This is a genomic window from Flaviramulus sp. (assembly GCF_982512915.1).
In genome coordinates, this window is sequence record NZ_CEWOCJ010000002.1 from 28676 (window position 1) to 50128 (window position 21453).

Annotated in this window: 21 protein-coding genes; 8 read left to right on the forward strand and 13 right to left on the reverse strand. The window is 30.9% G+C overall.

Features of this window, described 5'->3' with window-relative positions; translation table 11 throughout:
• The first annotated feature begins 28 nt into the window (after positions 1-28).
• From AC1XJX_RS01730 to AC1XJX_RS01755, 6 genes are all read left to right on the forward strand, one after another.
• The gene (locus AC1XJX_RS01730) at positions 29-979 is read left to right on the forward strand and encodes a glycosyltransferase family 2 protein (protein ID WP_482002239.1); all 951 of its coding nucleotides are present in this window, start codon (positions 29-31) and stop codon (positions 977-979) included.
• A gap of 86 nt (positions 980-1065) precedes the next feature.
• Entirely contained in the window at positions 1066-2796 is a 1731-nt protein-coding gene (locus AC1XJX_RS01735) for a phospho-sugar mutase (RefSeq protein WP_482002240.1), read from the forward strand.
• Positions 2797-2875: 79 nt separating this feature from the next.
• Positions 2876-4735 (forward strand): ABC transporter ATP-binding protein, encoded by a 1860-nt coding sequence (locus tag AC1XJX_RS01740; protein ID WP_482002241.1) that lies wholly within the window; start codon positions 2876-2878, stop codon positions 4733-4735.
• 291 nt (positions 4736-5026) lie between these two features.
• Positions 5027-5569, forward strand: coding sequence for an RNA polymerase sigma factor (locus AC1XJX_RS01745; protein WP_482002242.1), 543 nt, complete (start codon positions 5027-5029; stop codon positions 5567-5569).
• A gap of 33 nt (positions 5570-5602) precedes the next feature.
• Positions 5603-6100, forward strand: a complete 498-nt coding sequence (locus AC1XJX_RS01750) for a hypothetical protein (protein WP_482002243.1) — start codon at positions 5603-5605, stop codon at positions 6098-6100.
• An 11-nt stretch (positions 6101-6111) separates the two neighbouring features.
• The gene (locus AC1XJX_RS01755; protein ID WP_482002244.1) at positions 6112-6558 is read left to right on the forward strand and encodes a sensor of ECF-type sigma factor; all 447 of its coding nucleotides are present in this window, start codon (positions 6112-6114) and stop codon (positions 6556-6558) included.
• 27 nt (positions 6559-6585) lie between these two features.
• Here the strand turns inward: AC1XJX_RS01755 and AC1XJX_RS01760 are convergent, their stop codons facing one another.
• From AC1XJX_RS01760 to AC1XJX_RS01820, 13 genes are all read right to left on the reverse strand, one after another.
• Entirely contained in the window at positions 6586-7629 is a 1044-nt protein-coding gene (locus AC1XJX_RS01760) for a WD40/YVTN/BNR-like repeat-containing protein (protein ID WP_482002245.1), read from the reverse strand.
• A 79-nt stretch (positions 7630-7708) separates the two neighbouring features.
• Positions 7709-8347, reverse strand: coding sequence for an SCO family protein (locus AC1XJX_RS01765; RefSeq protein ID WP_482002246.1), 639 nt, complete (start codon positions 8345-8347; stop codon positions 7709-7711).
• Positions 8337-8858: a toxin-antitoxin system YwqK family antitoxin gene (locus tag AC1XJX_RS01770; RefSeq protein ID WP_482002247.1), complete on the reverse strand. Its 522-nt coding sequence runs from the start codon at positions 8856-8858 to the stop codon at positions 8337-8339. The genes AC1XJX_RS01765 and AC1XJX_RS01770 overlap by 11 nt, the downstream gene beginning before the upstream one ends.
• Positions 8859-8903: 45 nt before the next feature.
• The gene (locus AC1XJX_RS01775) at positions 8904-9668 is read right to left on the reverse strand and encodes a YHYH protein (RefSeq protein WP_482002248.1); all 765 of its coding nucleotides are present in this window, start codon (positions 9666-9668) and stop codon (positions 8904-8906) included.
• 17 nt (positions 9669-9685) lie between these two features.
• Complete coding sequence (locus tag AC1XJX_RS01780) at positions 9686-10999, reverse strand: sulfatase-like hydrolase/transferase (protein WP_482002249.1); 1314 nt, start codon at positions 10997-10999, stop codon at positions 9686-9688.
• 223 nt (positions 11000-11222) lie between these two features.
• The gene (locus tag AC1XJX_RS01785; RefSeq protein WP_482002250.1) at positions 11223-11891 is read right to left on the reverse strand and encodes an SCO family protein; all 669 of its coding nucleotides are present in this window, start codon (positions 11889-11891) and stop codon (positions 11223-11225) included.
• The gene (locus AC1XJX_RS01790; protein WP_482002251.1) at positions 11888-12508 is read right to left on the reverse strand and encodes a toxin-antitoxin system YwqK family antitoxin; all 621 of its coding nucleotides are present in this window, start codon (positions 12506-12508) and stop codon (positions 11888-11890) included. The genes AC1XJX_RS01785 and AC1XJX_RS01790 overlap by 4 nt, the downstream gene beginning before the upstream one ends.
• A gap of 11 nt (positions 12509-12519) precedes the next feature.
• Complete coding sequence (locus tag AC1XJX_RS01795; RefSeq protein ID WP_482002252.1) at positions 12520-13311, reverse strand: YHYH protein; 792 nt, start codon at positions 13309-13311, stop codon at positions 12520-12522.
• 304 nt (positions 13312-13615) lie between these two features.
• Positions 13616-15043, reverse strand: a complete 1428-nt coding sequence (locus AC1XJX_RS01800; RefSeq protein ID WP_482002253.1) for a CotH kinase family protein — start codon at positions 15041-15043, stop codon at positions 13616-13618.
• A 41-nt stretch (positions 15044-15084) separates the two neighbouring features.
• On the reverse strand, positions 15085-15369 hold the full coding sequence (locus AC1XJX_RS01805; protein ID WP_482002254.1) for an EF-hand domain-containing protein: 285 nt from the start codon (positions 15367-15369) through the stop codon (positions 15085-15087).
• A 130-nt stretch (positions 15370-15499) separates the two neighbouring features.
• Positions 15500-16015: a Spy/CpxP family protein refolding chaperone gene (locus AC1XJX_RS01810; RefSeq protein WP_482002255.1), complete on the reverse strand. Its 516-nt coding sequence runs from the start codon at positions 16013-16015 to the stop codon at positions 15500-15502.
• 54 nt (positions 16016-16069) lie between these two features.
• Entirely contained in the window at positions 16070-16387 is a 318-nt protein-coding gene (locus tag AC1XJX_RS01815; protein ID WP_482002256.1) for a hypothetical protein, read from the reverse strand.
• A gap of 51 nt (positions 16388-16438) precedes the next feature.
• Positions 16439-17014 carry an RNA polymerase sigma factor gene (locus AC1XJX_RS01820; protein WP_482002257.1) on the reverse strand — a complete coding sequence of 192 codons (576 nt, stop codon included), beginning with the start codon at positions 17012-17014 and terminating at the stop codon, positions 16439-16441.
• A 170-nt stretch (positions 17015-17184) separates the two neighbouring features.
• On the opposite strand from AC1XJX_RS01820, the gene AC1XJX_RS01825 reads away from it, so the two are divergent.
• The gene (locus tag AC1XJX_RS01825) at positions 17185-18399 is read left to right on the forward strand and encodes an RsmB/NOP family class I SAM-dependent RNA methyltransferase (RefSeq protein WP_482002258.1); all 1215 of its coding nucleotides are present in this window, start codon (positions 17185-17187) and stop codon (positions 18397-18399) included.
• Positions 18400-18770: 371 nt separating this feature from the next.
• Positions 18771-21392 (forward strand): MGH1-like glycoside hydrolase domain-containing protein, encoded by a 2622-nt coding sequence (locus AC1XJX_RS01830; RefSeq protein WP_482002259.1) that lies wholly within the window; start codon positions 18771-18773, stop codon positions 21390-21392.
• Positions 21393-21453 lie beyond the last annotated feature (61 nt).

The following is a 21453-nucleotide window of genomic DNA, read 5'->3' on the forward strand; positions in this document are numbered from 1 at the left end:
TGAAATATTATATTTTGAAAATATTTAAATGAATATATCAGTAGTCATACCACTACTTAACGAACAAGATTCTTTAACGGAATTACATGATTGGATTGCAAAAGTTATGCAATCCAATCACTTTTCATATGAAATTATCTTTATTGACGATGGTAGTACCGACAATTCTTGGCAAACCATCAAACAACTTTCTAAAAAAAATGACCAAGTTAAAGGCATTCGTTTTTTAAAAAATTATGGTAAATCGCAAGCTCTTCATGCAGGTTTTGAAAAAGCCAAAGGCAATGTTATAATAACAATGGATGCAGATTTACAAGATAATCCTGATGAGATTCCAGAACTTTATAATATGATTGTAAATGATGGATTCGATTTGGTGTCTGGTTGGAAAAAGAAACGTTATGATTCTATTATTTCAAAAAATCTACCTTCTAAACTTTTTAATTGGGCTGCAAGAAAAACATCTGGTGTAAAATTACATGATTTTAACTGTGGGCTTAAAGCATACCATATTGATGTTGTAAAAAATATTGATGTCAATGGGGAAATGCATCGATACATCCCACTTCTCTCTAAAAATGCCGGTTTTACTAAAATTGGTGAAAAGGTTGTATTGCATCAAGCAAGAAAATACGGTGAAACTAAATTTGGCATGAACCGTTTTGTTCATGGTTTTCTAGATTTAATCACAATTTGGTTTTTATCACGTTTTGGTAAACGCCCTATGCATTTATTTGGTGCTTTAGGCGTTATTATGTTTGCTATTGGATTTGGTTTTTCTTTATATTTAGGTATTGATAAATTATTTTTAAACCCAACAGGTAGGTTAATAACCCAGCGTCCACAATTCTTTATAGCACTATCAACAATGATTATTGGTACGCAATTTTTTGTTGCTGGATTCCTTGGGGAAATAATTTTAAGAAACCGAACAGATAAAAAACGCTATTTAGTTAAGGATGAAATCAATTTAAACTGAAATAACGCCATTTCATCCAAAATGATGGCAATTTTAAAAGCTGTTTTAATGCAATTGTTTACTTTTGGTTAATATTTTAAAGCACTATGATACACATCGAACCAAAAATTTTAGATAGGATTAACACATGGTTGACGCCTGTTTTTGACAACGATACTCAAGAAAAAATTAAAAATAGCATTGCTAATAATCCAACTGATATTCAAGAAAGCTTTTATAAAGACTTAGAGTTTGGAACTGGAGGCATGCGTGGTGTTATGGGAGTAGGTACTAATCGTATTAATAAATATACGCTAGGTAAAAGCACCCAAGGCTTAAGCCAATATTTACATAAACAATTCCCAAATCAAACACCAAGAGCTGTAATTGCATACGATTGCAGACACAACAGTAAATCGCTTGCAAAAGTAGTTGCTGATGTATTTTCTGCTAATGGTATTGAAGTATATTTATTTGAAGATTTAAGACCAACTCCAGAATTATCATTCGCAGTTAAACATTTAAACTGTCATTGTGGTATTGTTTTAACAGCTTCTCATAACCCACCAGAATACAATGGATATAAAGTATACTGGCAAGATGGTGGACAATTAGTACCACCTCAAGATGGAGAAATAATTAATATGATTAATGTTTTAAATTATTCAGATATTAGATTTGAAGCAAATAATAGCTTAATTCATTACATTGGGAAAGATGTTGATGATGTTTTTATTGAAGCCGCAGTAAAAAATGGAAGCGTTGGTGCTAGTCAAGCAGCAAAAGATGATTTAAAAATTGTTTTTACATCATTACACGGAACCTCAATTACAGCTGTTCCTGAAACTTTAAAACGTGCTGGTTTTAAAAATGTACATATTGTTAAAGAACAAGAAGAGCCAAATGGTGATTTTCCAACGGTAGCTTCTCCAAACCCTGAAGAACCTGCTGCATTAAAAATGGCACTAGAACTTGCTGAAAAAGTAAATGCGGATATCGTAATTGGAACGGATCCTGATTGTGATAGATTAGGAGTTGCTGTTCGTAATAACCAAAACGAGCTCCAATTACTTAATGGAAATCAAACCATGTTAATGATGACTGATTTCTTATTAAAACAATGGAAAGCTAAAGGTAAAATTAAAGGTAAAGAATTTATTGCTACTACTATAGTTTCTACTCCAATGCTTAACAAATTGGCAGATTCATATAAAGTAGATAACAAAATAGTTTTAACAGGTTTTAAATGGATTGCAAAACTTATTAAAGATTTTCCAGAACTTGATTTTATAGGTGGTGGTGAAGAAAGTTTTGGTTTTATGGTTGGCGATTTTGTAAGAGATAAAGATGCTGTAACATCAACATTATTAGCGTGCGAAATTGCAGCTATAGCAAAATCTAATGGAAGTTCTTTTTACAAGGAATTACTTAAACTATATGTAGAACATGGATGCTTTAAAGAAAAATTAGTTTCTTTAACAAAAAAAGGTATTGAAGGCGCACAAGAAATAAAACAAATGATGACGAATGCGCGAGAAAATCCACTTAAAATAGTAAACGGGGCTAAGGTTGTTAAAATAGAAGATTATGATCTATCTGTATCAAACAATTTAATTACTGGCAAAAAAACTAATATAAACATTCCAAAATCTAATGTTATTATATATTATTTAGAAGATGGTAGTCAAGTAGCTTTAAGACCAAGTGGTACAGAGCCAAAAATAAAGTTTTATGTGAGTGTGAATAGCACTTTAGATGCTGTTGAAAATTTCAAAAACACTGAAATACAACTAGATGCCAAAGCAGATGCCATATTAAAAGATATGAAACTTATTTAATACTATTAACTTTTAGTAAATTTGCATGCTTTTATGGATTCCATAAAAGCATGTTTTATAAATAGACAATTCTTATTTAATGAATCAGTTTGTAAATATTTTAAAATACGCAAGACCTTATAAAAGTTATGCTATTGGGCATATTATATCTAATGTATTGTTTGCCTTATTTAGTACCTTATCCATGATAGCATTAAAACCTATGTTAGATGTTATTTTTGTCAAAAATGTTGACAAACTTGGAAACGAAGTATTAAACAATACTCCTTTAAAACCTGAATATCAAGGTTTTTTAAAATTAGCTGATTTTTTAAAAGATATGCTCGCTTACCAAATGTACGAATTTACAGGAGGAGATAAGTCTAAAGCTTTGGTATTTGTTGTTGGACTTATAGTTGTTGCTTTTTTACTTAAAAATTTATTTGGTTACCTAGCTAACTATTTTATGGTTTTTTTAAGAAATGGTGTTGTTAGAGATCTCAGAAATGCGGTTTATAGAAAAACGGTTGAGTTACCCCTGTCGTACTTTTCTGAGCAAAAGAAAGGCGATATTATGGCTAGGGTTACAAACGATGTTTCAACGCTACAATACTCCATGCTTCCTGTTTTGGAGCTTATTATCAGAGAACCTTTAACTATTATTTTCACAATAATAGCCATGGTTTATTTAAGCCCAAGTCTAACACTTTTTGTTTTCGTTTTTATACCAATTACTGGCTTAATCATTTCTAGAATAGGTAAAAGTTTAAAAAGAAAATCTGATCGTGTACAACAAGAACAGGGTGTTATTCTATCAACTTTAGAAGAAACACTAACTGGATTAAGAATCATAAAAGGCTTTAATGCAGAAGAAAAATTTGATACTAAGTTTCAAGAATCATCTACTCGTTTTTATAATTTTTCAAATAAATTAATGAATCGTCAAAACTTGGCGTCACCTGCTAGTGAGGTTCTTGGTATTTTTGTAATTGCTATTTTATTATGGTATGGTGGTCAACTAGTATTAAAAGAAGGAAGTTCTGGTGGTTTGGATGCAAGTTCTTTTTTAGTCTATATGGGTTTGGCTTATTATATTTTAACTCCTGCAAAAGCAATATCTCGTGGACTCTATAATATTAAACAAGGTAATGCAGCCGCTGAAAGAGTTCAAGAAATTATTGATACTCCTAATCCACTTAAAGACAAAGAAAACGCAATTATTAAATCGAACTTTGATTCAGAAATAAAATTTAATAACATATCATTTAAATATCAAGATGATTTTATTTTAAAAGATTTTTCACTAACAATTCCGAAAGGAAAAAAAGTAGCCTTAGTAGGGCAATCTGGTAGTGGGAAATCTACTATTGCTAATCTTATTACTCGTTTTTATGATGTGAATGAAGGTTCCATTCTAATTGATGACATTGACATTAGAGAATTAACTGTTTCATCTTTAAGAAATCAATTAGGTATCGTAACTCAAGATGCCATTTTATTTAACGATAGTATAAAAAACAACTTAAAACTGGGTGATTGTAATGCAACTGATGAAGCTATTATTGAAGCTTTAAAGATTGCAAATGCATGGGAATTTGTTAAAGATTTACCAAATGGTATAGAAACCAATATTGGTGATTCCGGAAACAAACTATCTGGTGGTCAAAAACAACGTTTAAGTATTGCCAGAGCCGTTTTAAAAAACCCTCCTATAATGGTTTTAGATGAAGCAACTTCTGCATTAGATACAGAAAGTGAACGCTTAGTACAAGTAGCACTTGAAAACATGATGAAAAATAGAACTTCTATTGTAATTGCACATAGATTATCTACTATTCAAAACGCAGACGAAATTGTAGTTTTAAATAAAGGAGAAATTGTAGAACAAGGTAAACACATAGATTTAATTGCTAAAAACGGTGTTTATAAAAAACTTGTTGATATGCAAAGTTTTGAGTAAAACAAACTATTACAAATATAAAAAAGGATAGAGATTTGGGCTTCTATCCTTTTTTTTATTCACAGTTAGACTTGGGGAAGACTAACCACATAAGTAGGTTTCTGATACAAATTTAAATTAAATTTTAAGTTTATACAAGAAAAAAATGTATTTTGTCGATTTTAAATGTATTTTGTCGATATAAAATTATTTAAATAACTGATTTTAAATAAGTTATATTTTTAAGTTATTTAAAAAAAATAGACTTTAAACTTTTAGTAAATTTAATAGTCTAATTAGCAAAGTGTTTTTGTGATTGAAGAAGCTAAATTATTAGAACAATTAAAATCTGAGAATCAAAAAGACAAGGGATTTAAAGCGTTAATAACGCAATATAAAGAACCTTTGTACTGGCACATACGTAATATTGTAAAATCTCATGATGATACAGACGATGTCTTACAAAACACTTTCATAAAAGTTTTCAGAAATATTCATAATTTTAAGGGAGATAGTAAATTATACTCTTGGATGTATCGAATTGCCACTAATGAATCTCTAACATTCATTAATAAAAATGCTAAAAGATTGCAAACTTCTAATGAAGAAATGAAACTATTCGCTATTAATAATTTAGCTACAGATGTTTATTTTGAAGGTGATGTTATTCAACTTAAATTACAAAAAGCAATAGCTACTTTGCCAGAAAAACAGCAATTAGTTTTCAATATGAAATATTTTCAAGAACTAAAATACAAGGATATGTCAGATATTTTAGAAACCAGTGAAGGTGCTTTAAAAGCATCTTACCATATCGCCATAAAAAAAATTGAAGCTTATTTAACTAAAAATTAAACCTTTAACAAAAATATAAGTCTTAATACTAAGATGAAACAAAATAAATTAAATAACATTAAAGAAGCTGGATTTAAAGTTCCTAAAGATTACTTTGAAAATTTTGATGATGTTTTATTAAGTTCTATAAAAATTAAAGAACTATCAGATAGATCAGGCTTTAAAATTCCCAAAAACTATTTAGAAACACTTGAATACAAAATTTTAGATAAAGTTTCAGAAAAAGAAAATATTAAAGTTATTTCACTTTTTAATCGAAAGAATTTTGTTTATGCTTCTAGTATTGCTGCAGCTATTTTACTATTATTCAACCTATCTATTTTTGAAAGAAATATTACTTTTGATAGTTTAGATATTGAAACAGCTGAGAATTATATTATCAATGAAGGTGTTGACTCTTATGAAATTGCCAACTTACTAACATTAGAAGAGCTTACAGAAGAGAATTTTATAGATTATAATTTTAATGAAGAAAATATTGAATCATACATTGTTAATCATATTGATATTGAAAGCCTAATGGTTGACTAAAAAAAATAATTATGAAAAAAATTACTATAATATTATTACTTTTTACCTGTTTAAGTCTATTTTCTCAATCTCGAAGAGATAAAATTAAGGCTCTTAAAGTTTCGTTTATTACCGAAAGACTTAATTTAACTCAACAAGAAGCCCAAAAATTCTGGCCTATTTATAATGATTTTGATGATAATTATTTAAAAATTAAACACTCAGAGATCAGAAGTATAAATAAAGAATTTAAAAGTAATACTGTTACTTTATCTGATGAAAAAGCTAATGAGCTTTTAAATAAGCTTATGGATGCTGAAAATAAACTACATAATTTAGATATAGACTTGATAGCTAAATTGAAAAAAGTTATATCTCCAAAAAAAATCATTTTATTAAAACAGGCTGAAGAAGATTTTAACAAAAAACTTTTTGAACAATTTAAAAAATGGCGCGAGCAAGGTAGAAAAGATAATTAAAAAAAGGAGCTAAAAAGCTCCCTTTTTTTATCTGAAAATAAGTTTTGATATACGTTTTAGACCTGCGGCATAAGCAATACTATCATTTAAAAACCGAATCGTATAAAAACCTTCATCACTTAAGTGCTTCCAAGTTTCTCCAGCATCATTACTGTAATCAATACCTTTAAAACCAATAGCAACCAACTCCTTCCCTTCTCTATTTGGAATGTATTGCACACAACTTCTATAACCTAGATTTTTGTTTTGAGAAACTAATTGCCATGTTTTTCCGCCATCTGTAGATTTTATTTTATTGGCACTATTATCATCAGGTTTTGTATAATCGCCACCAATAGCAAACCCATTAAGTGCATCGTAAAAATCAATAGAATATATGCCTTCAGTTTCCTTTTCTTTAACAATTGGGGTATCAAAAACTTCCCAACTGTTTCCTTTATTATGCGAATAATAAACTCGTCCTGTATTTGTTGCTATCCAAGTTTTATCTCCAACTATAGCAATATTAGTGTTGCTGGCAGCAAAAGCACCTTCGTTTTCAATTCCTTTTGGTAAAGCATCACAAGAAAGTTTAGTCCAACTTTCTCCGCCATCTCGAGTAATAATTACACTTAAACAACCATTATTTGAGTCACCTATAGCAATGCCTTCTTCATCATTCCAAAAATTCATGGAATCGTAAAAAACACCAATCCCATCTTCTTTATAAACGACTTCCATTTTTCCATCACTACCTGTTTTATATAGTAAAGCTGGAGTATCAACACTTAGCATAAAAAAATCTTTACTTGTATGAGCCACTGCTCTAAAATGTATATTTAAGCTATCATATTTTTGAAATGATTTTTGCCATAACCCCGTTCTAGAATTAGACAATCCAAATGCACCATCGTTAGCAGCAAATGCTAGACTTTTATCATTAAGAATTTCAATGGCTCTAATACTCAGTAAAGAATCTTCCAAAAGCGTTTCAATTTCAACTTTAGTAATAAGTCTTGGTTTAAACACTTTCTTTTTTCCACAAGAAAACAAAAACACAAATGACAAAATTATTACGCTAAACTGTTTCATTAATTTCAAATTTCTATAAAAATAGAAAAAGCTTCATGAATTAACACGAAGCGCTTTCAACTAAATAAAATTAGTCAAACTAAATTTCTTTCTGTAATATTTCAATATGACGTTTTAAGCGTTCAACATCAATTTCTAAAGTACCATTATAAACACCACGAATAAACCCTTTTTTATCTACCAAAATAAAATTTTCGGTATGAATAAAATTACTTTCATCTTGGGTTTTTGTAAAATCTTCATCAGCAAAATAACCGTTTCTAGCTATCTCATATATATCATCTTTATTACCTGTAACTAAATGCCATTTAGTAATATTTACTTGGTTTCTTTCAGCATATTGTTTTAAAACAGGAATAGAATCTTTCCACGGCATAACGGTATGTGAAAGTAATTTTATGTCATCATCATTTAAATAAGTAGTTTGCAAGTTGTTCATGTTTTTAGTTAATTTAGGACAAATACCTGGGCAACTCGTAAAAAAGAAATCAGCAATATATATTTTGTTTTCAAATGTTTTGTTAGTCACTTTTTCTCCATCTTGATTTACAAATGAAAACTCTGGAATTTTATGAGTAGGTGTGTTCCATTCTGGAGTAAACTCAGCACTATTAAAATACGGAAGTTTTAAAACAGAAACAGTTTCTGTTTGCTTTTCTTTACAAGAGTAAAAAACAATTAATATTAATAAACTGATATTTTTTATATTAAAATGCATCACTAATTTCGGTTACGGTATAACATTTTTTTAAACCAATCAATCCAAATCGTTCACCATTAATAACTTCGTAATTAGCTTTAATATTCCCATTACTTTTCAGTACAAGCTGATTTCCCGCTTCTTTTCCATTTATATAATTAAAACTCATTTGCAGATTTCCTTCATTATACCATTCTTTAACACTACCATGAAACTCACCTTTATCATTAAAATAATATTCAAATCTAAGATTTCCATTTTCCCACCAAGCTTTATGAATTCCTGTTTTAAAACCTTTTGTATAATTACGCTGTATCGCTAAATATCCGTTTTCATACCAATGTTTTTCATCACCATGCTTTAAACCTTCAACGTAATATATTTCAGATTTCAAATTACCCTTAATATGATACGTATTTAATTTTCCAAAAAAAGGTATGCTATTTAATTGTAAAACGCCATTTTCTAATTTCAAACCTAGATTTGATGCATCTAATATCAAATGTTGGCTTTCATTTTTACAAGACATAAAAATGAAAGTCAAAAAAACAATATATAATACTTTAAATTTCAATTATCTAGAAATATTTCCTGGGGTTCCGAAATATCCATTTCCATTAAGATATGGATCTTCACTTGTTATATGATAATGATAAATTCCATCTGGAAAATCGGTTGTAGCACTAGTATGCCCGTGATAAGCATCTAAATCAGTATTGCTAATGGTTTCACCATTTTCAACTGGCCCATAAACAGGAAACCCATCGGCTAAAAGCCCTAAAAAAGCATCCTCTCCAAACGTAGTTGTTAAATAAGTTGGCTCGATATGGTAATGATAAATACTTCCTCCTGTGGGATGCCCTAACCATTGATCGAACGAATTTATTTCGTTAGTAAGTGGTAAATCTGGGCCAGCATATTGATTAAAAAACACAACACCGTTTCTCGAGATTCCGATAGGACCCAATGGCGTAGCTTCTTTATTGAGTGCTTCTTTAGGGTTTAGATTTATGGTTAGTACAATATTCTGTTCTGCAATTTCATTAGGATTTTGTCTCCAACTTGAATTTGCACCATTATAAACTTCGTAAAGTGGATTATTTGTTGGCCAATACGGACTGGTGTGGTTTGGTAAATTTTGAGTTGTAAATGTAACTGTATTTCCGCTTGTGGAATAAGATAAACCTGTGCCTTCAAATTTCGTTAAAATTGAACTAATATCATAATTTGCTTCAGGTTCTATTTCTTTAACAACTTCATTATTACCATCACTTGAACATGCTATGGAAATAAATAATAAAAGCAACGAAAATTGAATTGGATATTTAAGTTTTCTCATTTGAAGTAGTTTTTAAGTTATTGTTTTAGCCTTGTAACCTCAGCAATTAAGGCCAGTTTATTATTGTTTTCTGTATCTGTTAACGTATTATTCAAAAGATTTGTAGATTCTAAAGGATCGTTTATAAGATTATATAAAGCCTCTTGGCCACTTGAAAAACTCATATACTTGAATGTATTATTTCTTATGGTGTAATCTATATTTCCAGAGGTATCTTCTAATTCGCTAAAAGCGTAATCTCTTATACTTGTGTTTGAGGTTTTGAATAAAGATTTAAAACTCTTACTGTCATTTATCTCAGCAATATTTAATCCGGCAATTTCTGCTATTGTAGCATACAAATCTGTTGTGTTTATTAAAGCGTCTTCAATGGCACCAATACGTTCTATATTTTTACCAGAAACTACCATGGGCACATTTATACCGCCTTGATATAAACTCTCTTTTGCTCTACCGTTAGGATAAACTTGTGCTACTTGCCTTGGGCTACCGTTATCGCCTATAAAAATGATAATCGTGTTATCTTTAACTTCTTGACTAAAGGTACTTATCAACCTACCCATTTCAGTATCCATAGCTTCTATCATTGCCAAATAATATGGTAAAGGATTGGTTTCTATAGCAGAAGATTCTGATGGTAAACTTCCTTGGCTATGCAAATTATTTGGTGGTAAATGAAAAGGTGTGTGAGGTGCATTATAAGCTAACCACAAAAACCAAGGTTGTGTTTGATTTGCAACCCAATCTATAGCTAAATTGGTAAATTTAGTAGTTGTATATTCTGTTGAATTACTTGTTTGAAGGTTCTCTATAAAATCCCAATTTGAATACGATGTAACTCCACCATTTCTAAAGCCAGCAAAATCATCTATACCCATACTATTTGGATGATTTATATCGCTAGAGAGATGCCATTTACCAATAAGTTTATGACTATATCCAGAATTTTGATTATCTAAATATTTTTGAAGTGAAAACTCACTAGTAGATAACACATCTCCAGCTCGAAGTACATTTGTTCTAAAACCATATTTTCCAGTTAAAATACTAGCCCGCGTTGGAGAACATACTGAATAAGACCATGTATTTGTGAATTTAATACCATTACTAATCATGGCTTCTAAATTTGGCATTTGTGGTTTTATACTGTTAACTAAATCATAACCTGGCGTAGCATCCAATCCCATATCGTCGGCAATAACGAGTAAAATATTGGGTTTTGTGATATCTATGTTAGTTTCTTCTTGTTCTATAATTTCTTGAGCTTCTTCACTTTTACTACATGAAAAAAAAATAATACTGAATAGAAAAATATAAAAAGTTAGCTTCATGTGATATTACTTATTGTTACGAAAAGTCATGTGCGACTTGCCATTTATCATTCCGTTGGGTGATAAAATTCTAATCATGCTCCTTTAATTATTTAGTTCGTTTTTTTATTAAGACTATTAAAAACTCGTAAAGTTTAATTCATATCAGAATTTAACTGCTATAAATAAAAAAGCTTCGTAAATAAATCACGAAGCTTCTCATCAAAAAACATCTATTAAGTAATCAAATTTCTTCTTTGAGTGCTTTTACATCAATAATTAATTGTGCTATTGAGGCTCTATTCAAGCCATTATAAATACCTCTTATATGTTTATTTTTATCAATAAGTAAAAAGTTTTCTGTATGTAAAAAATCGTCAATACTTTTTACTTCTCCTAAATCATTTTCAACAAAATAATGATCTCTCCCCAAACTATAAATATCATTTTTGTCACCAGTTACTAAGTGCCATTTATTATCAATGACATTATTGTTTTTTGCATAAGTTTTTAAAACTGGAACAGAATCTGTGGTTGGCATAACTGAATGTGACAATAATAATACATCAGAATCATTTATAAAGGCTTCCTGTACTTTAGCCATATTACCGGTCATTTTAGGACAAATACCTGGGCAAGTAGTAAAAAAGAAATCTGTTATGTATATTTTATCATTAAACGTTTTTTGAGTAACTACTTCGCCTAATTGATTTAATAAATTAAAATCTGGAATTTTATGGAATGCCTTTTCTTGATCGCTTCCAGGAGTTAACCAATGGGGCGTAAAAGATTCATCATTGTAATAGGGCAAATAATCCACCCTACTAGTTTCAACAACCTTAATGTTTTCTTTTTTGATTTCCTTTTTACAACTAAAAAAAACCAAGAGACACAATACAGTTATATACTTCATTTCTTTACTTTTCTGATTACAACTTCATCCTCTAATCTAACACATGAATTTGCTCTTCTCATTCCAAAAACACGTCCATTTTTTGCTTCATAATTAACATACAATTTTCCGTTTGCTAACCAAGCTTGTTGTAAACCGTTTTCTTTTCCATCAACAAGATTTCGCAATTTGGCTATTTGACCTGTTGAATACCAATTTTTATCTACACCTTGCTTAGTACCATTTTCATAATAAGATTGACTTGCTAAAGTGTCATTTTCCCACCAGGTCTTATACAGACCTGTTAAACGGTTGTTTTTATAAAAAGATTCTACTTGAAGGGTTCCGTTTTTAGTCCAGCGTTTAGCAACACCTTCTCTTTTTCCATTAACAAAACCCCATTTTTCTTCTAGATTTCCATTTTGGTAATACTTTAAAGAATATCCATTAAAAGGTTGTTCTTTATAATACCATTTACCCTTATTTCCTTTAAGAACCAATTCTTCTTTTAGCACTTCTATGCTATCAATAAGTATAGCATTATCATCTGAAACAATATTTGCTATTTTGTTAGCTTCAGTTTCTTTACAACCTATTATCGAAAACGCGATAAGCATAAAAAAAAGAATTGGTTTCATATATCTATATTTCAATAACCTTGGAATGGTCCTGCAAATAGAACAATAGGGTCGTCATACCCATATGTAGATGCAGGATAGACTTCATTAATGATATGATAATGGTAAATAGCTTCAGTTTCATATTGTGTAGTAGATGTATGCCCTCCTGATGCGTCTAAATCTGTTGGATATGTTCCAGTGGAATGGCACTTTCTTCCATAAATAAAAACACCATCTAGTAATATCCCTACTAATTTCTCATCATCATTAGTAATAGGCCTAGGTTCTAAATGATAGTGATAGACACCAGGCCCTTTATGGGCTCCCGCCCAATCTAACCCTCCTGCAGCTCCGTCTAAATCTCCGTTACCTTCTTGGTCATTAAAAATAGCTGATCCACTTACAGCGATACCCATAGTTCCTAATTGTGTAGCAACAGTAGCTCCTGTTAAGTTTGGAGTTGCATCAACTGTAAACGAACTAGCTTCACCCCGACCTCCTCCAATATAAGTATTTTCGGTTGTTTTTCTAACTGTTGGTTCGTCTATATAGAGTGCATTAGTAGGATTCCAATAAATTGAAGTATGATTTGGAAATCCTGTTGTTTCAATATAGATTTCGGTTCCATCATCAGATAACATAACGGTAACTGCATCTGAAAACTGGGCAAAAGCACTACTTAATTCTGTTATTCCTTCTTCTCCTTCTTCCTCCATTTCTTCATTTGAGCTATCATCGCTATTACTGCAAGAGATAATTGCGAAAATTGCTAAAACTAATATGCTAAGTATAGCTTGTGGTTTTTTAAATAATGTTTTCATTTTTTTTATTTTTAAATTTATTTGCTTTTTTATAATAACCCCTATTTTTTTACTACTAGTTTACTTCTCTCAACTCAAATTATAAACCATATATAAGTTTAAAATAAGTAATGCTATAACTGTAACAAAAAGAACAATCATTAATTTATTTCTACTAATCTTCAAGGTTTTTAGTTAAGTTATCTTTTTAGATGCTTAAACAAAAAAAAACTTGCGGTGTTTTGAAATAAAGACTCCATGACTCATCATATCATGAAGCCTTTAACTAATAATCAACCAACCAAATACTAATTATAATGCTATGTTAATCTAAATAATTGTTAACTGCTGCTGTTCGATTTGCCACATGTGTTTTAAGCGTTGAAATAGCAGAATAAAAATCACTACTATTATTCAAAAATGAATAACCATCTACTTCAGTAGTTGCATAAGGCTCTACCAAATTTGAGTAAGTGCTATATAAAGTTTGTATTGTGGCTGTATTAAAAGGGCCATCTATTACCTCTTGTAGATAGGTATCATATTTAGCTTTATATACATCATCTTGATACATATAACCAATTATTGGCCACTCCGTAGTACTTAAATCAGAAAAATCTAATGCTAATGAACCTTCCCTTTTACCATCCTGCAGTGCCTCATTATTATCCCAAGGAATCCAAGTTAATTTACTAGTATCTGGATTATTGTATAAATAATAATTGTGTGTCATGCGCCCATAAGTATCCCAGTTTTGAACAACCGTATTAACAGCTAAGTATTTTAAAAATACCTCAGTATCAAAAACAGTCTCAAGGTTCGCTCTCCAAGTAGCTGCATCAGTTGTTCTAATATCATTATTAATTGCCGTTAAAAGGCTTTGAACATCTGAGAAATCAGCTTCATCTTCATTTGTTTTCTTTACATATTCATCTTCATCATACGTCCCCGCTGCAAAACTTGCTGCATCTCCGTCGGGTTTGTACAAATTCCCATCATCATCAGAAAATTGTGTATCTAAAACGCTACCATCAACTTCTTCCACCAAAGTATAAAGACCAAAATATTGAGGGCCATCACCATGATCAACATAAAGTGTATAAAACGCGGTATGTGATGCTACTAAACCTGCATTTCTAAACACATCAGTTGCTACTTTTTCGCGAAGCATCGATCTGTCATCAAAATTATTTTTAAGGCTAAACTTCTTAAATCCATAAAAACGTTGGTTGTCAATTTGCGGATAATCATCTTCAAACTCATCAAAATCTAATTTGAACGATAGTTTTAAATTACCATTTCCCCAACTTGATTGTAAACTAGAGTTTCCTTTAAATCTCACACCTACTCGATACCATTGTTTGTCATTATAAAATACTTCCGCTGGCACAAAAATGGGGTCTTCATCTGTTTCTAGTAAACCAGCTGAGCTACCTGAACCAAAAGCACCGTAAGTAGCAGTCATATCATCCAACATACTTTGCCACCTTGCTTCTGTAATTACAAAATCTAGTCTTTTAACAGTATTATCTTGAAACACCTCATCAAAATTTGGATCTACATCCTTAGTGTGTGTTTCAGTTGTCCAGTCTGTAGCTTCAAAATCTGTGTCATCTAAAACAATAATTTCTTCACCTTCTTCCATCATTTCCTGTTCCGAAGCGTTATCATTACTACATCCAATAAAGCATAATCCAAGAAATACAAAAATTGAAGCTTTTACTAATGGTAGAATTGATTTTATCGTCTTCATATCTTTAGTCTTTAAAGTTAATTCCCTCTACTATTCCTTTTTTAATCTCTTTTTCTTCCTTTTGGTTTTGGTGCTTTCTTTAATTCTTCTTCTGTAATAAAACCATCTTCATCTGCATCAACTTTAGCAAAATCGTCTTTCAAAGGCCCTTTAACTTCTTCTTTTGATAATTTGCCATCTTCATTGGTATCCATCTTTTCTAGTAACTCTTTAAAAGTTGGTGGTTCTTTTCTTTCATCTCTGTTTTCAGATTGTCCAAAAGAACTGGTCGACATAAAAAGTGTCAATCCAAAAACTAATACTGCTATTCTAAATACATTATTCATCATTTTAAATTTTATTGTTATTTACATTTAGATGCCTCCTTTATCAAAAACTTGTGGAGACTTTTGTTAAAAAAATCACAAAAAAAAGACCCTCAATATTTTGAAGGTCTTAAAATGCTATATCTAATTATTAGTGCCCTGGTGGTGGCGGTCTTTTACTGTCAGGTGGACCATCAGGGTGCGGTGGTCTATCTCCATCAGGATATGGTGGTCGGTTTCCATCTGGTTGTCTTCCGGGTGGCAGACCTCGATTTTCACCGGCTCTTCGCATTGCATCCTCTATAATTTTACTAAATTTTTCCTTTTGTTCTTTATTACACAATTCTTGAACTTGTTTAAAGTGATCCAATATTTCTAAATCTTTTGCTGCTTCTTTTTCTCCAATTAGTATTGCAATAGAATCTATATTTACATTTTTCAAAGATTCATCAGATAAACTTTTAAACAATTCATCTTTCAAACCTTTAATATCTTCTGACAAACTTTGCATTCTTTGATGATGGGGCTTCCAAAGCACTCTAAACTGTTCTTGCTGTATGTCATCAAACCCAAGTTCCTTTGCCAAAAAAATTCCTAGGCGCTCTGGTTTATTAGCCTCTTCCTTTTCTCCCTTTCCTAAATAATTATAAAGGAAAAAACCGTTCACAATAATTAAGAAGGCTAGTAATATATATAAGGGTAAATTTTTCTTCATAACTAATTAATTTAAAATAGATGTATCATCATCACTCGCTGATAATCCATAAGATTCCGCAAACTCAATTATATTTTCCTCATAAGAGGATGTGTTTTCCAGCTTCGTAAAAGCAATCACATTTAAAACAACCACACAAACTAAAGTTGTCAATTGCAATTTTGGCGTAAACCAATTCCAAGCTGACTGTTTCTCTTTCTTTTGGGCAAATAAAACGTTCATAGTTTTATCCTTAAAAAAAGGAGAAACACTCACACATTCAATAGAATCAATTACATCAAAAGTGCTATCAATTTTATTCTGTATGTTTTTATTTGTTTCCATTTGTAAGCTGTTTAATAATTTAGATGCAATATTCTATAAAAACTTGCGCTGTTAGTCATTTTTATAATAATTTTCTAAAAGCTTCTGTAAATTCTTTTTTGCTCTAAACATTAAGGACTCTACCGATGATAAACTTTTATCAATTATATCACAAATTTCCTGATAACTCTTTCCATCTATTTTATGTAATGTGAAGACCAATTTTTGATCATTAGGCAACTGATTAATTGCAAAAAATAAAGTTTCATTAAGTTCCTTATTTTCCAAAATAATTCCTGGATGATTTATTTCAGTGAAATAGTTAGTTTTATCTGCTGGTAGATCGTTTCCCATGATTGATTTTAAAAAACCAAAACGCTTTTTCGTGTTTTTCTTCCTGATAAATTCCAAACATTTATTAGTAGTAATTTTATAAATCCAAGTAGATAATTTTGAATCTCCTTTAAATTTTGAAATGGAATTAAAAACCTCAATGAAAACATCTTGTGCAATATCTTCAGCATCTTGTTTATTTGGCACAAAAGATATACAAGTAGAAAATACTTTCTGCTGAAAATTATCTAGCAACTTACCATATGCATAATCGTTATGATTTTTCAACCCTACTATAAATTCGTCTTCTGTCAAAAAAAAAAATTAAACTTATTCAAGTTTAGATGAAATTAAAATTAAAAACTTGCGCTTATTAAATGAAATATTTCAAATTTATATAAAATTATGTAACACATTTAATTTACTTATCAACCTTTGAAAAAAAACACATTTAAAAACGTAACTTTGCAGCTTATTTACAAACAATGCGATTACACAGAAACTTATGCTTTGCGGTTATTGATGGCTTAACCTTGATTTTTAATGAAGGAAATTATGCTGACAAAGTTATTCAGCAACTTTTAAAGCGTGATAAACGTTGGGGAGCACGAGATAGAGCTTTTGTTGCTGAAACTACTTATGATATAGTACGTTGGAAACGTTTATATGCTGAAATTGCTGAAGTTAAAGAACCTTTTGATAGAGATAATTTGTGGCGCATGTTTGCAGTTTGGGCAACATTAAAAGGTATAAAACTACCCGATTGGAAGTATTTTGAAGGAACGCCTTTGAGAAAAATAAAAGGACGGTTTGATGAACTTTCAAAAATTAGAAAATTTAAAGAATCTATTCCAGATTGGATGGATGAGCTTGGTGTTAAAGAGCTTGGTAAAGATATTTGGACTAGAGAAATTGCTGCACTTAACGAACAAGCCGATGTTATTTTAAGAGTAAACACACTTAAAACCACAAAAGAAGGATTACAAACTGAGCTTTTTGATTTAGATATTGAAACTGATTTTCTTAAAGAATATCCAAATGCTTTAAAGTTAAAAGAGCGTGCCAATGTTTTTTCAACCGAAGCATTTAAAAATGGCTTTTTTGAAGTGCAAGATGCCTCATCACAATTAGTTGCTGAGTTTTTAGATGTAAAACCAGGTATGCGTGTTGTAGATGCTTGTGCGGGAGCTGGTGGAAAAACATTGCACATTGCTTCTTTAATGGAAAACAAAGGGCAAATTATAGCTATGGATATTTACGCCAATAAGCTAAACGAATTAAAACGTCGTGCAAAACGCAACGGTGCACATAATATAGAACCAAGAGCCATTGACTCTACTAAAGTTTTTAAAAAACTTTATGATAAAGCTGATCGTGTTTTAATAGATGCACCATGTTCTGGATTAGGAGTTTTAAGAAGAAACCCAGATGCTAAATGGAAATTGCAGCCAGATTTTATTGATAAAATAAAAATAACCCAACAAGAAATTTTACAACAATATTCTAGAATGGTAAAAGTTGGTGGGCAAATGGTATATGCCACTTGCTCTGTTTTACCCTCTGAAAATCAAACCCAAGTATCAACTTTTTTAAAATCAGAAGCTGGTGAGCATTTTAGTTTGATAAAAGAAAAAAAAATACTTTCTCATAAATCTGGTTTTGATGGTTTTTATATGGCACTTTTAGAACGAAAACAATAACATATAATAATGTGAATTTTATTTATACCATCATTAATTATTACAATTATATGTTCTATATTTTATGTTTTTTAGATTTGTTTGTTTATGTAAATATTTTACATTCTAATTAAGCTGCTAAAATAATTTTAACACAAATCAAAAATACACTTAGATTTAAATCCTTTAATTAATTAATTAATAAGTGTGTCTCATAATGAAATACCAAACCACAACCAACACTTCTTTAATTTCTTGAGGCTTTTTTTTCGAGTAATCACAGAGCTCCCTCCAAAAAAGAGCAATTAAGCAATACTTGAAATAGCTCGTTATATTTTCAAAAAATAGTCTTATTTTTATTTTTTAACATCAAATTTTCTTGTCGAAAAAATATGATTCAAAAAGGGAAAGAAGCAGAAAGATTATTAGTTTCAGATAATTATAAATACTGGAAAAAATGGGGACCTTATTTAGCTGAAAGACAATGGGGAACCGTAAGAGAAGATTATAGCGAACACGGCGAATCATGGGAATTTATAGATCATGAAAAAGCACGAAGCAATGCCTATCGCTGGGGAGAAGAAGGTATAGGTGGATTTTGTGATGCGAGAGAAATATTATGTTTAGCGCCTGCTTTTTGGAACGGTAAAGATGCTATTTTAAAAGAGCGTTTATTTGGACTTACCAATAATCAAGGTAATCATGGTGAAGATGTTAAAGAGTTATATTTTCATCAAGTATCATCACCTACCCATTCTTACTCTAAATATCTTTATAAATATCCACAAAATGAATTTCCTTATGGGGAATTAGTTCGTGGTAATCAAAAAAGTCGTGATGAATTTGAATATGAAATTCTAGATACTGATGCTTTTAAAAATAATGCCTATTTTGACTGTTTTATTGAATATGCCAAAGCTGATTATGATGATATATTGATGAAAGTAACAGTAATCAACAGAGGATCAAAATCTGCTGATATCCATGTGCTTCCCCATCTTTGGTTTCGTAATTTTTGGAAACATAATAAACGACATTCACGACCAAATATGAAATCAATTTCAGATTCTAAGGTGCAATCAAGAAGTGCAAGAAATGGTCGATATTATTTTTATAATGAAGGTGGTGATCAATTATTTTGTGAAAATGAAACAAACAATAAACGCATTTATAATTTTGATAATGATTTAGACTATGTTAAAGATGGCATTAACGACCATGTTATAAATGGAAAACCTACAGTGAATCCAGAAAAAAACGGCTCGAAATTAGCGATCTGGCATCAATTTAAGTTAAAAGCTGGTGAGGAGAAAACGGTAAAAGTCCGTTTAAGTAAAAGTAAATTAGAGAATCCTTGGGAAGATTTTGATGCTGTTTTTCATGATAGAATAACCGAATGTGAAGATTTTTATAACGAAACGATTAAATCTGAAATTCCTGAAACCCACCAAGCCATTGCAAAAAATGCTTTTTCTGGCTTATTATGGACCAAACAATTTTACTATAACGATGTGTTTAAATGGCTTTTTGGTGGTCCTGGAGAAGGAAAACCTAATAGGTCTAATATGCGAAATTACAACTGGCAACACCTCACCAACAGGCATATTATCTCTATGCCTGATAAATGGGAATACCCGTGGTATGCCGCTTGGGATTTAGCATTTCATATGGCATCTTTCGTAGAAATCGACCCATTTTTTGCAAAAGAACAGTTGTTGTTAGTTTTAAAAGAAAACTACATGCATCCCAACGGGCAAATTCCTGCTTACGAGTGGAATTTTAGCGACGTAAACCCACCTGTTCATTCTTATGCTGTTTGGAATGTATACGAAAAGGATAAAAACTACACTGGTAAAGGAGATACTGGTTTTTTAGAAAAAGCATTCCAAAAACTCCTTATCAATTTTACATGGTGGGTAAATCAAAAAGACAAAAGTGGTACCGACCTTTTTGAGGGAGGCTTTCTAGGTTTAGATAATATTGGCGTTTTTGATCGGAATCATATGCCACCAGGCATAACCAGAATGCAACAAGCCGATGCCACCAGTTGGATGGCTATGTTTACACTTAATATGTTGCGAATGTCTCTGGAACTATCAAAAACCAATAAAATATACGAGGAAGCTGCTGCTAAGTTTTTTAGGCATTTCTTAAATATTGCTTGGGCCATGCATCACATTGGCAAAAAAGATATTTCACTTTGGGATGATGAAGATAATTTTTATTACGATGTTGTTGAAATGTCTAACGGTGCAACCAATCGTTTAAAAGTGCGCTCTTTAGTAGGTGTTATCCCGATGTTTGCTGTAGAGATTATGCACAAAGATCTATTTGAAGAATTAAAAGATTTCAGAATCCGAGCAAATGAGATTATTCGAACTAGACCCGATTTAGCTTCACTAATAACTAATTTAGATGAAACAAATAAAGATGGCAATTATCTTTTCGCCATCATGCGAGGTTTTAGGCTTGAGCATTTACTAAAAAGATTGCTGGATGAGGATGAATTTCTTTCAGATTATGGTATCAGATCGCTTTCAAAATACCATGAAAAACATCCTTTTGTATTTGAACATCACGGTCATCATCAAATACAGTACGAACCTGGTGAAAGTCGCTCTGGTATGTTTGGTGGTAATTCCAATTGGCGCGGACCAATTTGGTTGCCTCTAAATTATATGATAATTCAATCGTTAAGAAAATATTATACTTTTTATGGTGACACATATCAATACGAATTCCCAACTGGTTCTGGTAGAAAACTCAATTTGAGAGAAATCGCAAACGAACTTACTAAACGCTTAATAAAACTTTTTGAAGTTAATAACGATGGTAAATTCCAGTACCATGCAGATAATGAAGGTAAGCATTTTACTAAAGACGAACACTTCAAAAACTTACACCTATTTTATGAGTTTTTTGATGGCGATAATGGTAAAGGTTTAGGGGCTTCTCATCAAACAGGATGGACTGCCCTAATTGCTAATTTAATCATGGAAATGGATGCAGACTAGTGATAATTTTTGATTGTTGAAAATAGTGTTAATAACAGGGTGTGCTTTGATAAAAAAAGCC